Genomic DNA, 13,890 nt, shown 5'->3' on the forward strand with positions numbered 1-13,890 from the left:
TTGCAGTGGCGCGCCCATCCGTTACCATCGCCGCACGTTTTCGGGCACGCGCATAAAAAAGAGAGGCCGGGATGTACATCTATCGCTTGGTCCTGCTTTTGGTAGTGGGGATTTACCTGTTCTCCCCGGCCATCATGGATTGGTGGATCGACGCCACTGGCGCCTGGTATCGCCCGTATCTGCTCTGGCTGATTCTGATTGTCGTGACCTTCATCCTGCAGAGCCAAAAAGATGCCGATGAGCTTTAGCCTGACCCAGATGATCCTGATCAGCGCCGCCTACCTGGCGGTGCTGTTCGGCGTCGCCTGGATCAGCGAACGGGGCATGATCCCCCGGGCGATCATTCGCCACCCGCTGACATACACCTTGTCTCTGGGCGTCTACGCCAGTGCGTGGGCGTTTTATGGCACGGTGGGCCTGGCCTATCAGTACGGTTACGGTTTTCTCTCCAGTTACCTTGGGGTTTCCGGGGCATTTCTGCTGGCGCCGGTGTTGCTGTACCCGATCCTGAAAATCACCCGCACCTATCAACTGTCGTCGCTGGCGGACTTGTTCGCGTTCCGCTTTCGCAGTACGTGGGCCGGGGCACTGACCACGATCTTCATGCTGATCGGCGTGTTGCCGTTGCTGGCGTTGCAGATTCAGGCAGTCGCCGACTCCATCGGCATCCTCACCCGCGAACCGGTGCAACACCGCGTGGCCCTGAGCTTCTGCGCGCTGATTACGCTGTTTACGATTTTCTTCGGCTCGCGCCACATCGCCACCCGCGAGAAACACGAAGGGCTGGTATTCGCCATCGCCTTTGAGTCGGTGATCAAGCTGATCGCCATTGGCGGCGTTGGACTGTATGCGTTGTACGGCGTGTTCGACGGCCCGCAACAGCTGGAACTGTGGCTGCTGCAAAACCAGACCGCCCTCGCCGCTTTGCACACGCCGTTGCAGGAAGGCCCGTGGCGCACTTTGCTGCTGGTGTTCTTCGCGTCGGCGATTGTGATGCCGCACATGTACCACATGACGTTTACCGAAAACCTCAACCCGCGCTCGCTGGTCAGTGCGAGCTGGGGTCTGCCGTTGTTTCTGCTGTTGATGAGTCTGGCGGTGCCGTTGATTCTCTGGGCGGGGCTGAAACTCGGTGCCACGACCAATCCTGAATATTTCACCCTGGGCATCGGCATCGCCGCCAACAGCAAAGCGCTGGCGCTGTTGGCGTACATAGGTGGATTGTCGGCCGCCAGCGGGCTGATCATCGTCACCACCCTGGCGCTGTCCGGAATGGCGCTGAACCACCTGGTGCTGCCGCTCTATCAACCGCCGGCCGAAGGCAACATCTATCGCTGGCTGAAGTGGACGCGTAGGGCGCTGATCGTTGCGATCATCATGGCGGGTTACGGTTTCTATCTGATGCTGGGCGCCGAGCAGGATCTGGCAAACCTTGGCATCGTCGCGTTTGTGGCGACATTGCAGTTCCTGCCGGGTGTGCTGTCCGTGCTGTATTGGCCGACCGCCAACCGTCGCGGCTTCATCGCCGGTTTGCTCGCGGGAATTCTGGTGTGGCTGGTGACCATGCTGTTGCCGCTGGTGGGCAATCTGCAAGGTTTCTACATTCCGCTGCTGAACATGATTTACGTCCTGGACGACACCAGTTGGCACATGGCCGCCATTGCGTCACTGGCAGCCAACGTACTGATGTTTACTTTGATTTCCCTGTTCACCAACGCCAGTCCCGAAGAGGCCAGCGCCGCCGAAGCCTGCGCCGTGGACAATGTGCGTCGCCCGCAACGCCGCGAATTGCACGCAGCCTCGCCGCAAGAGTTCGCCACGCAGCTGGCCAAACCTTTGGGCGCCAAGGCTGCGCAGAAAGAAGTCGAGCAAGCGCTGCGCGATCTGTACTTGCCGTTCGACGAGCGCCGGCCTTACGCGTTGCGCCGTTTGCGTGACCGAATCGAAGCCAACCTCTCCGGTCTGATGGGGCCGAGTGTGGCGCAGGACATGGTCGAAACTTTCCTGCCTTACAAAGCCGGCGGCGAGAACTACGTCACCGAGGACATCCACTTCATCGAAAGCCGCCTCGAGGACTACCACTCGCGACTGACCGGCCTGGCCGCTGAACTCGACGCCCTGCGCCGCTACCACCGCCAGACCTTGCAGGAATTGCCGATGGGCGTCTGCTCGCTGGCCAAGGATCAGGAAATCCTCATGTGGAACAAGGCCATGGAGGAGCTGACCGGCATTGCCGCCCAGCGCGTGGTCGGTTCGCGCCTGAGCACCATCGCCGATCCGTGGAAAGAATTGTTGCAAGGCTTTATCAATCTGCCCGACGAACACTTGCACAAGCAACACCTGGCCCTGGACGGCCAGACCCGCTGGCTGAACCTGCACAAAGCGGCGATCGACGAACCGCTGGCGCCGGGCAACAGTGGTTTGGTTTTGCTGGTGGAAGACCTCACCGAAACGCAGATGCTCGAAGACAAGCTGGTGCACTCCGAGCGTCTGGCCAGCATTGGTCGGCTGGCTGCCGGCGTGGCCCACGAAATTGGCAACCCGATCACCGGCATCGCCTGCCTGGCGCAAAACCTGCGCGAAGAACGTGAAGACGATGGCGAGCTGAAAGAAATCAGCGGGCAGATTCTGGAACAGACCAAACGCGTGTCGCGCATTGTTCAGTCGTTGATGAGTTTCGCCCACGCGGGCAGTCATCAGCACAGCGACGAGCCCGTCTGTCTGGCAGAGGTGGCTCAAGATGCCATCGGTTTGCTGGCACTGAACCGACGCAATTTCGAAGTGCAGTTCTACAACCTGTGCGACCCCGACCATTGGGTCGAAGGCGATCCGCAACGACTCGCCCAGGTTCTGATCAACCTGCTCTCAAACGCCCGTGACGCCTCGCCTGCGGGCAGTGCGGTGCGGGTCAAAAGCGAAGCCGGCGAACACACGGTCGACCTGATCGTGGAGGACGAAGGCAGCGGCATTCCGAAGAACATCATGGATCGATTGTTCGAACCTTTCTTCACCACCAAAGATCCTGGCGAAGGCACCGGTCTGGGCCTTGCACTGGTCTATTCCATCGTTGAAGAGCATTATGGACAAATCACCATCGACAGCCCGGCTGATGTTCAAAGCCAACGCGGCACCCGTATCCGGGTGACCTTGCCGCGTCATGTCGAAGCGACGTCCGCTGTGAACTGAGACCGTCGAGAGTATCGAATCAATGCCGCACATTTTGATCGTCGAAGACGAAACAATTATCCGCTCCGCCTTGCGCCGCCTGCTGGAACGCAACCAGTACCAGGTCAGCGAAGCCGGTTCAGTGCAGGAAGCACAAGAACGCTTCACCATTCCCACGTTCGACCTGATCGTCAGCGACCTGCGCCTGCCCGGCGCTCCGGGTACCGAGTTGATCAAACTCGGCCAAGGCACGCCGGTGCTGATCATGACCAGTTACGCCAGCCTGCGTTCGGCGGTCGACTCAATGAAGATGGGCGCGGTCGATTACATCGCCAAGCCTTTCGACCATGACGAAATGCTTCAGGCCGTCGCGCGCATCCTGCGTGATCGGCAATCGGCCCCGGCCAGCGGTGAAGCTGCCGGCGGCAAAGCTGCCAATGGCGCGGCGAAAGCGGGTATCGACAACAGCAACGGCGAGATCGGCATCATCGGCTCGTGCCCACCGATGCAGGATCTCTACAGCAAGATTCGCAAGGTCGCACCGACCGACTCCAATGTCCTGATCCAGGGCGAGTCCGGCACCGGTAAAGAATTGGTGGCGCGTGCCCTGCACAACCTGTCGAAACGCGCCAAGGCACCGATGATTTCGGTGAACTGCGCGGCGATTCCGGAAAGCCTGATCGAGTCCGAACTGTTCGGCCACGAAAAAGGCGCGTTCACCGGTGCCAGCGCCGGGCGTGCCGGTCTGGTTGAAGCGGCAGACGGCGGGACGCTGTTCCTCGACGAAATCGGCGAACTGCCGCTGGAAGCCCAGGCCCGTCTGCTGCGCGTATTGCAGGAAGGCGAAATTCGCCGGGTGGGTTCGGTGCAGTCGCAGAAGGTCGATGTTCGTCTGATCGCCGCGACTCACCGCGACCTCAAGAGCCTGGCCAAGATCGGCCAGTTCCGTGAAGACTTGTATTACCGCCTCCACGTGATCGCCCTGAAACTGCCGGCCCTGCGTGAGCGCGGCGCCGACGTCAACGAAATTGCCAATGCGTTCCTGGCGCGGCAGAGCGCGCGGGTCAACCGCACCGATCTGAAGTTCGCGCCGGACGCCGAGCAGGCGATTCGTCATTACTCCTGGCCGGGTAACGTTCGTGAACTGGAAAACGCGGTCGAGCGCGCGGTCATCCTGTGCGAAAGCCCGGAGATTTCCGCCGAGCTGCTGGGTATCGACATCGAGCTGAGCGACCTGGAAGACGACGATTTCATCGGTCTGCCTCCACAACAGGGCAGCAATGGCGGTAACAACAGCCACGAACCGACCGAGGACCTGTCCCTGGAAGACTACTTCCAGCACTTCGTGCTCGAGCACCAGGACCACATGACTGAAACCGAGCTGGCACGCAAACTCGGGGTCAGTCGCAAGTGCCTGTGGGAACGGCGTCAGCGCCTGGGCATCCCGCGGCGCAAGACCGGGGTGGCCAGCGAGAGCTGAACGTCACCTGTACGGTGTGCGGGTAACACGTGATTGTGTGAAAAAACTGTTACCTGAGCTTTTTCACGTAACAGAAGCCGGGGCTTACGGTAACGAAGCCCCGGTTTTTTTTGGCCTCGACAAACCCTCTCAAGCGACGTAACCCCTTGTTTCGCTGGGCCTCGCCAAAGTTGGCACGCCCCCTGCTATATGTTTGGTACAAGAACAATAACAAGCATTGCACAAGACAATAAAAATAAGACGAATCGACTCACGCACAATAAAAACAAGACGGCGAGAGGCGCAGCTAACTGATTCTTTTGGAGAGGCGTTGTATTTGGGGCTTGCCCCACGACCAGGCCGAGAACAACAAAAACTGTCCTGAGACAGAGCCTGAACTGGTTGGATCGCAAGATCACTGCAACACAGCGACCAAAGCAATCCGTTTGCTCTTGGCTCCCGATTGGGAGGGTCACGAAGGAAACTTCATGACGCGGGCACTCAACAAAAACAAAAAGCCCGAAACCAATAACAAAAATAGAACATGCAACTACTTTCTTGGGGAGCTTCGGCTCCCCTTGTAGTTTCTGGCGTTTACGCCCATGCCAGACATGCCCTTCAAGCGCTTGCGCAGCTTCCTACACCATCCCCTGACTAAATGCTAGAATCCCCGCCCATCATGCGGTCATTCTTCGTTATGGCCGAACATTCCTTCAAACAGTGCATCCCATGCTGAAGAAGTTGTTCCAGTCATTCCGTTCTCCCAAGCGTCATACGCAACACATCCGCAGCACGCCTGAAGTGCTTAACAGCGGCCAGCATTCGCTGCAAAAGGCGCAATTCAGCCGTTACGCGGTGAATATCGTCGAACGCCTGCAGAACGCCGGTTACCAGGCTTATCTGGTCGGCGGGTGCGTGCGTGACATGATGCTCGGCATCACGCCTAAAGATTTCGACGTCGCAACCAGCGCCACACCTGAACAGGTACGTGCCGAATTCCGCAATGCGCGGATCATCGGTCGTCGCTTCAAGCTGGTGCACATTCACTTCGGTCGCGAGATCATCGAAGTCGCGACGTTCCGCGCCAATCACCCGCAGAACGATGAAGAGGAAGACAGCAACCAGTCTTCCCGCAACGAGAGCGGACGCATTCTGCGCGACAACGTTTACGGCACCCTGGAAGAAGACGCACAACGCCGCGACTTCACCATCAACGCGCTGTATTACGATCCGGTTAGCGAGCGCATTCTCGATTACGCCAACGGCGTACACGACATCCGCAATCACCTGATTCGCCTGATCGGCGATCCGAAGCAACGCTACCAGGAAGATCCGGTGCGGATGCTGCGTGCCGTGCGTTTCGCCGCCAAGCTGAATTTCGGCATCGAAAAACACAGCGCTCAGCCGATTCGCGACCTGGCCCCGATGCTGCGCGAGATCCCGTCGGCCCGTCTGTTCGAAGAAGTGCTCAAGCTGTTCCTCTCCGGCCATGCCGCAGACACGTTCGAAATGCTGGTCGACCTGCAACTGTTCGATCCGCTGTTCCCGGCCAGTGCCGAGGCGCTCGAATACAACCCGACCTACACCCACACCCTGATCAGCGAAGCGTTGATCAACACCGACCTGCGCATCAAGCAAAACAAGCCGGTGACCCCGGCGTTCCTGTTTGCAGCCCTGCTCTGGCCTGCCCTGCCGGCTCGCGTGCTGCGCTTGCAGGACCGTGGCATGCCGCCCATTCCGGCCATGCAGGAAGCGGCACACGAACTGATTGCCGAACAGTGCCAGCGGATCGCGATTCCAAAACGCTTCACCATGCCGATCCGCGAGATCTGGGACATGCAGGAACGCCTGCCCCGCCGCAGCGGCAAACGCGCCGATCTGTTGCTGGACAATCCGCGTTTCCGCGCCGGTTACGATTTCCTGCTGCTGCGCGAAAGCGCCGGCGAGCAGACCGATGGCCTGGGCGAATGGTGGACGGACTATCAAGACGCCAACGACAGCGAACGCCGTGACATGATCCGCGACCTCAGCGGCAAGGACGACGGCGCCGCCGGTGCTCCACGCAAACGTCGCCGCAGTGGCGGTGCCAAGCGCAAACGCGCTGCCGGGGCTTCGAGCACGACGGACGAGTAAGCATGGAACGCATCTACATCGGCATGGGCAGCAATCTGGCTGACCCTGCCGAACAATTGCGCAGCGCCGTCGAGGCGCTGGCGCAGTTGCCGCTGACCGAACTGGTCGGGGTTTCCGCGTTTTACCAGAGTGATTCGCTGCTGCCCGGCCAGCCGCGTTACACCAACGCGGTCGCCGCCCTCGACAGCACGCTCCCACCGCTGACACTGCTGGATGCGCTGCAAGCCATCGAAAACGGCCAGGGCCGCGAACGTCTTGAGCGCTGGGGGCCACGTACGCTGGACCTCGACATCGTGCTGTTTGGCGATCGGCTTATCGACGAACCTCGCCTCAAGGTGCCTCACTACCATATGCAGGAACGCGCATTCGTTCTGTATCCGCTGGCGGAGCTGGCGCCTGCGAATTTGCGTCTGGCAGATGGGCGCAACCTGAAGGAATTGCTCGCGGCCTGCCCGTTCGTCGGCCTGGAACGCCTCCCGCAAAACTGACAAAAAACCCTGTGGGAGCGGGCTTGCCCGCGATGGCGGTTCAACATTCAACATTGATGTTGACTGAGCAGCCGTCATCGCGGGCAAGCCCGCTCCCACAGGTTTTTTTGTTGCGCGCAAGATTTGCGGCTGCTGAATCGCATCAGTAACCCCGGTAACACCGCCGACGTAACAACGCGGTAACACACGCAATTGACTTCCCGAGTTCTCCTCACGACTATAGGCGTCCCGCTGCCGCCATCACGGCGTTAAAGGGCGCAATCCAGGCCTTAAAAGCACGACAACAGACCGTGCGCCTGTATTTATCGAAGAATCACGCGCGTTACTCGCAGTAGTTTCCACAGCGCCTGAATGAGGAACTTTTCATGCCAGCCATCACCCTGACCACGCTGCAAGGTCTCAAGCAAAAAGGTGAGAAAATCACCATGCTGACCTGCTATGACGCGACCTTCGCCCACGCCTGCAATGAGGCTGGCGTCGAAGTGTTGCTGGTGGGCGACTCCCTCGGCATGGTCTTGCAAGGTCACGACAGCACCCTGCCGGTGACCACCGCCGAGATGGCTTATCACGTCGCGTGCGTGAAGCGCGGTAACACCGACGCGTTGATCCTCGCCGACCTGCCTTTCATGGCTTACGCCACGCTAGAACAAACCATGACCAACAGCGCTTTGTTGATGCAGGCCGGCGCGCACATGGTCAAGGTCGAAGGCGCGCTGTGGCTGGCGGACTCGATCCGTCTGCTCGCCGAACGCGGTATCCCGGTGTGTGCGCACATGGGCCTGACCCCGCAATCGGTGAACATCCTCGGCGGTTACAAGGTTCAGGGCCGCAGTGAAAACCAGGCGCGGCAAATGCGCGCCGACGCGATCTCCCTCGAACAGGCCGGCGCGGCGATGCTGCTGCTCGAATGTGTACCGAGCGAGCTGGCCGAAGAAATCACCCAGGCGGTGAAGATCCCCGTAATCGGCATCGGCGCCGGCAGTGGCACCGACGGCCAGGTATTGGTGCTGCACGACATGCTCGGCCTGTCGATCACTGGCCGCGTGCCGAAATTCGTCAAGAATTTCATGGCCGGGCAGCAAACTATTCAAGCGGCACTTGGCGCTTACGTCTCTGAAGTCAAAGCCGCCACTTTCCCAGGTATCGAACACGGATTCTCTGCATGAACACCGTAAAAACCGTACGCGAACTGCGGGCCGCCGTGGCCCGCGCCCGCAGCGAAGGCAAGCGCATCGCTTTTGTGCCGACCATGGGCAACCTGCACAGCGGCCATGTCGCACTGGTGACCAAAGCCTCGCAACGGGCGGATTTCGTGGTCGCGAGCATTTTCGTCAATCCGCTGCAGTTCGGCGCCGGCGAAGACCTCGACAAGTACCCGCGCACCCTCGCGGCCGACCAGGAGAAACTGCTCGAGGCCGGCTGCCACCTGCTGTTCGCCCCCGCCGTTGAAGAGATGTACCCCGACGGCATGACCGGCCAGACCCGCGTCAGCGTGCCACAACTGTCCGAAGGTCTGTGCGGCGCCAGCCGTCCGGGGCATTTCGAAGGTGTGGCGACGGTGGTCAGCAAGCTGTTCAATATGGTTCAGCCGGACCTGGCGATCTTCGGTCAGAAAGACTTTCAGCAACTGGCGGTGATTCGCGCGCTGGTGCATGACCTGAACATGCCGGTCCAGATCATTGGTGAGCCAACGGTGCGTGCGGCGGACGGTTTGGCGCTGTCGTCACGTAACGGCTTCCTCAGTGAAGAACAGCGGGCGGTTGCGCCGGTGGTGTATCGCACGTTGGCCTCGATTGCCGACGCGATCAAACAGGGTGATCGCGATTACCCGGCGCTGATCGACTTGCACACCAGAGACCTGGAAGCGGCTGGTTTGCGTGCGGATTATCTGGAAATCCGGCATGCGCTGACGTTGCGCCCGGCGACGGCGGATGATCGGGATCTGGTGATCCTGGTGGCGGCGTTTCTCGGCACCACGCGGTTGATCGACAACCTGCATCTGGACCTCGACGGGAATGCCTGAACGGCACGACGCGAAAAAAACAAACACATAATCAACATAACGGCGAGATCAAAAGATCGCAGCCTGCGGCAGCTCCTACGCACCGTTCGATTCCGACCTGGGAAACACTCATGCACGCCATCATGCTCAAGGCCAAGCTGCATCGCGCCGAAGTCACCCACGCTGTTCTCGATTACGAAGGTTCCTGCGCCATCGACGGTGAATGGCTGGACCTGTCCGGCATCCGCGAGTACGAACAGATCCAGATCTACAACGTCGACAACGGCGAACGCTTCACCACCTATGCGATTCGTGGCGAAGAAGGTTCGCGCATGATCTCGGTCAACGGCGCTGCGGCGCACAAGGCCAAGGTCGGTGACCGGGTGATCATCTGCGCCTACGCTCACTACAGCGAAGCCGAACTGCTCAACTTCAAGCCGCGTATGCTCTACATGGCACCCGGTAACGAGCTGAGTCACACCAGCAATGCCATCCCGGTTCAGGTCGCCTGATCGAATCGTCTCTCCCGTTTGTCGGACCGTTCCCTGCTTTATGTACAAAAAAGTACCGGGAACGGGTCAGACAAAGTCAAGACAGATCGCAGCGCGAGGTTTACTGTATTCGCCCTGTGCCATGAAATCGTGTCGACGCAGTTGACCGGACGCCCACCCGCAGCGCTCCGGGATTTTTAGTGTTCAAAGGCCGTTCAAGTAAAAAGGAAACCCGCAGCGATGGCGTATTACCGCACTCCTCACGACGTGACCGCTCTGCCCGCCTGGCAAGCGCTGAATGACCACCGCCAAGCCATGCAGGATTTCAGCATGCGCGAAGCCTTCAATGCCGATCCGCAGCGTTTTACACAATTCACCCTCAGCAGCTGCGGCCTGTTTCTCGACTACTCAAAGAACCTGATCAACGCCGAGACCCGCGATCTGCTGGTGGGCCTGGCGAACGAAGTCGACCTCAAGGGCGCGATCAAAGCGCTGTTCGATGGCGAGATCGTCAACTCTTCCGAAGGCCGTCCGGCCCTGCACACCGCGCTGCGCCGCCCGGTGGGCGAAAAGCTGTCGGTCAATGGCGTCAACGTGATGCCCGAAGTACACAAGGTGTTGAACCAGATCACCGACCTCGTGGGCCGGATCCACGACGGACTGTGGCGCGGTTACACCGAGAAGCCGATCACTGACGTGGTGAACATCGGCATCGGCGGCTCGTTTCTCGGCCCCGAGCTGGTCTCCGAAGCGCTGCTGTCCTACGCCCAGAAAGGCGTGCGCTGCCATTACCTGGCGAACATCGACGGCAGTGAGTTCCACGAGCTGACCATGAAATTGCGCGCCGAGACCACGCTGTTTATCGTCTCGTCGAAATCCTTCAACACCCTCGAAACCCTGAAAAACGCCCAGGCCGCTCGCGCCTGGTACCTGGCTCAGGGTGGTTCGGAAGCCGAGCTGTACCGGCATTTCATCGCCGTTTCCAGCAACAACGCGGCGGCGGTGGCGTTCGGTATCCGCGAAGAAAACATCTTCCCGATGTGGGACTGGGTCGGCGGTCGTTATTCGCTGTGGTCCGCCATCGGTCTGCCGATTGCCCTGGCCATCGGCATGTCCAACTTCAAGGAGCTGCTGTCCGGTGCCTACACCATGGACCAGCATTTCCAGAGCGCGCCGTTCGAGCAGAACATGCCGGTGCTGCTGGCCTTGCTCGGTGTCTGGTACGGTAATTTCTGGGGCGCGCAAAGCCACGCGATCCTGCCGTACGACCACTACCTGCGCAACATCACCAAGCACTTGCAGCAACTGGACATGGAATCCAACGGCAAAAGCGTGCGCCAGGACGGCACGCCAGTCTCGACCGATACCGGCCCGGTGATTTGGGGTGGCGTGGGTTGCAACGGTCAGCACGCGTATCACCAGTTGCTGCACCAGGGCACCCAACTGATCCCGGCCGACTTCATTGTGCCGATTGTCAGTTTCAACCCGGTGTCGGACCACCATCAGTGGCTGTACGCCAACTGCCTGTCGCAAAGCCAGGCACTGATGCTCGGCAAGACCCGCGCCGAGGCCGAAACCGAGCTGCGTGACAAGGGCATGGCCGAAGCCGACGTGCAGAAACTCGCGCCGCACAAGGTGATCCCGGGCAACCGTCCGAGCAACACCCTGGTGGTCGAACGCATCAGCCCGCGTCGTCTCGGCGCGCTGGTGGCGATGTACGAACACAAAGTCTTCGTGCAAAGCGTGGTCTGGGGCATCAACGCCTTCGATCAGTGGGGCGTGGAACTGGGCAAGGAACTGGGCAAAGGCGTTTACAACCGCCTGGTCGGCAGCGAAGAAACCCCGGCTGATGATGCCTCTACTCAAGGGCTGATCAACTACTTCCGCGGTCGTCACCGCGGGTGATAGGCTGAAGGGGCGGTTTACTCGCCCCTTTAACATGCAGCATCGACAGTTCCACGGCACCGGGTTTACTGCAAAATCGGTGGCGTGCGCTATCACTGTAGGAGCTGCCGAAGGCTGCGATCTTTTGATTTTCCAAAAAACAAAATCAAAAGATCGCAGCCTCCGGCAGCTCCTACGAGGGTCGCGCAGCTCCCCTCTTGTCGCAAAACAAGAATAAGGAACCGTCATGTTCGATATCAGCACGTACCCCAAAGCCGATGCCGTCCGCCGGGCTGCCCAACTCAGTCAAGACGACTACAAGCGCCTGTACCGGGAATCCATCGAACACCCCAGCACTTTCTGGGCGGAACAAGCCACGCGCTTCCTCGATTGGAGCTCACCGTGGAACACAGTCCAGCGATATGACCTGAAAACCGGTGAAGCCAGCTGGTTCGCTGGCGGCAAGTTGAACGTCAGTTACAACTGCATCGACCGTCACCTGGAAAAACGCGGCGATCAGATCGCAATCATCTGGGAAGGCGACGACCCCGCAGAATCCGCGCAGATCACTTATAAAAAACTCCATCACAATGTCTGCCGCCTGGCCAACGTGCTCAAGAGCCGTGGCGTGAAAAAAGGCGACCGTGTGTGCATCTACATGCCGATGATCCCTGAAGCCGCTTACGCCATGCTCGCCTGCACGCGCATCGGCGCGGTGCATTCGGTGGTGTTTGGCGGTTTCTCCCCGGACTCGGTGCGCGACCGGATTCTCGATGCCGACTGCCGCACCGTGATCACCGCCGATGAAGGCGTGCGCGGCGGTAAATTCGTGCCGCTCAAAGACAAGGTCGACAAGGCGCTGCAAAGCTGCCCGAACGTCAGTACGGTGATCGTGGTCGAGCGCACGCAAGGCGAAGTGAATTGGGTCGAAGGCCGTGACCTCTGGTATCACCAGGCCCTGCGCGACGTCAGCGACGATTGCCCGCCCGAGCCGATGGACGCCGAAGACCCGCTGTTTATCCTTTACACCTCCGGCAGCACCGGTAAACCCAAAGGCGTGCTGCACACCACCGGCGGTTATTTGCTGCAAGCGGCGATGACGTTCAAGTACGTGCTCGATTACCGCGACGAAGAAGTCTTCTGGTGCACCGCCGACGTCGGCTGGGTCACCGGCCACAGTTACATCGTCTATGGCCCGCTGGCCAACGGCGCGACCACGCTGATCTTCGAAGGCGTGCCGAGTTACCCCAGCAGTTCGCGCTTCTGGCAGGTGATCGACAAGCATCAGGTGAACATTTTCTACACCGCCCCCACCGCCCTGCGCTCGCTGATGCGCGAAGGTCCCGGACCGTTGAAGGAAACGTCCCGGGCCAGCCTCAGATTGCTCGGCAGCGTCGGTGAGCCGATCAACCCGGAAGCGTGGGATTGGTACTTCAATGTGGTGGGCGAGCAGCGTTGCCCGATTGTCGACACCTGGTGGCAGACCGAAACCGGCGGCATCATGCTCAGCCCGCTGGTCAGCGCGCAACGGATCAAACCCGGCTGCGCCACGCAACCGATGTTCGGCGTGCAACCGGTGCTGCTGGATGAGGCGGGCAAGGAAATCAAAGGCGCCGGCAGCGGCGTGCTGGCGATCAAATCCAGCTGGCCGGCGCAAATCCGCAGCGTCTACGGCGACCCGCAACGGATGGTCGACACCTACTTCAAACCCTACCCCGGCTATTACTTCACCGGCGACGGCGCGCGGCGCGATGAAGACGGCGACTATTGGATCACCGGACGCATCGACGACGTGATCAACGTCTCTGGCCACCGCATCGGCACCGCCGAAGTCGAAAGTGCCCTGGTGCTGCACGACAGCATCGCCGAGGCCGCCGTGGTCGGTTACCCTCACGATCTCAAAGGGCAAGGCATCTATGCGTTTGTCACGCCCATGAACGGCACCGACCCCAACGACGAACTGAAGAAAGAACTGCTGGCCCACGTCAGCAAGGAAATCGGCAGCTTCGCCAAACCGGATTTGATTCAGTGGGCTCCGGCCTTGCCGAAAACCCGTTCGGGCAAGATCATGCGACGCATTCTGCGCAAGATCGCCTGTAATGAGCTGGACAGTCTGGGCGACACCTCGACCCTGGCCGATCCGGGCGTGGTTCAGGAGCTGGTCGATAAGCGACTGAACCAATAGCGTGCCGCAACGCCCCTGTAGGAGCAGCCGGTCGACGTTCGATTGCTCGCGATGAACTCAAGCGCGTCGCGTTTATTCAGGAA

Annotated in this window: 10 protein-coding genes; all 10 read left to right on the top strand. The window is 60.0% G+C overall.

Annotated elements, in window-relative coordinates:
• The first annotated feature begins 71 nt into the window (after window positions 1–71).
• The 10 genes from F8N62_RS10260 (at window position 72) to acs (ending at window position 13,807) form a co-directional block, all read left to right on the top strand.
• A complete protein-coding gene (locus F8N62_RS10260; RefSeq protein ID WP_003176118.1) occupies window positions 72–248 on the top strand; it encodes a hypothetical protein in 177 nt (58 codons plus the stop codon).
• Window positions 232–3,186 (top strand): sensor histidine kinase, encoded by a 2,955-nt coding sequence (locus F8N62_RS10265; RefSeq protein WP_191632369.1) that lies wholly within the window; start codon window positions 232–234, stop codon window positions 3,184–3,186. The genes F8N62_RS10260 and F8N62_RS10265 overlap by 17 nt, the downstream gene beginning before the upstream one ends.
• Window positions 3,187–3,208: 22 nt before the next feature.
• Complete coding sequence (locus F8N62_RS10270; RefSeq protein ID WP_150710865.1) at window positions 3,209–4,645, top strand: sigma-54-dependent transcriptional regulator; 1,437 nt, start codon at window positions 3,209–3,211, stop codon at window positions 4,643–4,645.
• A 708-nt stretch (window positions 4,646–5,353) separates the two neighbouring features.
• Window positions 5,354–6,757: a polynucleotide adenylyltransferase PcnB gene (locus F8N62_RS10275; protein ID WP_150710866.1), complete on the top strand. Its 1,404-nt coding sequence runs from the start codon at window positions 5,354–5,356 to the stop codon at window positions 6,755–6,757.
• 2 nt (window positions 6,758–6,759) lie between these two features.
• The gene (folK, locus tag F8N62_RS10280; protein WP_150710867.1) at window positions 6,760–7,245 is read left to right on the top strand and encodes a 2-amino-4-hydroxy-6-hydroxymethyldihydropteridine diphosphokinase; all 486 of its coding nucleotides are present in this window, start codon (window positions 6,760–6,762) and stop codon (window positions 7,243–7,245) included.
• A 365-nt stretch (window positions 7,246–7,610) separates the two neighbouring features.
• Window positions 7,611–8,411, top strand: a complete 801-nt coding sequence (gene panB / locus F8N62_RS10290) for a 3-methyl-2-oxobutanoate hydroxymethyltransferase (RefSeq protein ID WP_150710868.1) — start codon at window positions 7,611–7,613, stop codon at window positions 8,409–8,411.
• Entirely contained in the window at window positions 8,408–9,268 is an 861-nt protein-coding gene (gene panC / locus F8N62_RS10295; RefSeq protein WP_150710869.1) for a pantoate--beta-alanine ligase, read from the top strand. Before panB ends, panC begins: the two co-directional genes overlap by 4 nt.
• A 110-nt stretch (window positions 9,269–9,378) precedes the next feature.
• A complete protein-coding gene (panD, locus tag F8N62_RS10300; protein ID WP_003228271.1) occupies window positions 9,379–9,759 on the top strand; it encodes an aspartate 1-decarboxylase in 381 nt (126 codons plus the stop codon).
• Between the two features lie 219 nt (window positions 9,760–9,978).
• Complete coding sequence (pgi, locus tag F8N62_RS10305) at window positions 9,979–11,643, top strand: glucose-6-phosphate isomerase (RefSeq protein ID WP_150710870.1); 1,665 nt, start codon at window positions 9,979–9,981, stop codon at window positions 11,641–11,643.
• A gap of 226 nt (window positions 11,644–11,869) precedes the next feature.
• Window positions 11,870–13,807 carry an acetate--CoA ligase gene (acs, locus tag F8N62_RS10310; protein WP_150710871.1) on the top strand — a complete coding sequence of 646 codons (1,938 nt, stop codon included), beginning with the start codon at window positions 11,870–11,872 and terminating at the stop codon, window positions 13,805–13,807.
• Window positions 13,808–13,890 lie beyond the last annotated feature (83 nt).

Origin of the sequence: Pseudomonas fluorescens, assembly GCF_902497785.1 — a bacterium.
GTDB classification, from domain to species: domain Bacteria; phylum Pseudomonadota; class Gammaproteobacteria; order Pseudomonadales; family Pseudomonadaceae; genus Aquipseudomonas; species Aquipseudomonas fluorescens_BO.

What these genes read in the sequence shown, in the direction of transcription:
- F8N62_RS10260 (WP_003176118.1), top strand. Translation starts at nt 72, where the DNA reads ATGTACATCTATCGCTTGGTCCTGCTTTTGGTAGTGGGGATTTACCTG.
- F8N62_RS10265 (WP_191632369.1), top strand. Translation starts at nt 232, where the DNA reads ATGCCGATGAGCTTTAGCCTGACCCAGATGATCCTGATCAGCGCCGCC.
- F8N62_RS10270 (WP_150710865.1), top strand. Translation starts at nt 3,209, where the DNA reads ATGCCGCACATTTTGATCGTCGAAGACGAAACAATTATCCGCTCCGCC.
- F8N62_RS10275 (WP_150710866.1), top strand. Translation starts at nt 5,354, where the DNA reads ATGCTGAAGAAGTTGTTCCAGTCATTCCGTTCTCCCAAGCGTCATACG.
- folK (WP_150710867.1), top strand. Translation starts at nt 6,760, where the DNA reads ATGGAACGCATCTACATCGGCATGGGCAGCAATCTGGCTGACCCTGCC.
- panB (WP_150710868.1), top strand. Translation starts at nt 7,611, where the DNA reads ATGCCAGCCATCACCCTGACCACGCTGCAAGGTCTCAAGCAAAAAGGT.
- panC (WP_150710869.1), top strand. Translation starts at nt 8,408, where the DNA reads ATGAACACCGTAAAAACCGTACGCGAACTGCGGGCCGCCGTGGCCCGC.
- panD (WP_003228271.1), top strand. Translation starts at nt 9,379, where the DNA reads ATGCACGCCATCATGCTCAAGGCCAAGCTGCATCGCGCCGAAGTCACC.
- pgi (WP_150710870.1), top strand. Translation starts at nt 9,979, where the DNA reads ATGGCGTATTACCGCACTCCTCACGACGTGACCGCTCTGCCCGCCTGG.
- acs (WP_150710871.1), top strand. Translation starts at nt 11,870, where the DNA reads ATGTTCGATATCAGCACGTACCCCAAAGCCGATGCCGTCCGCCGGGCT.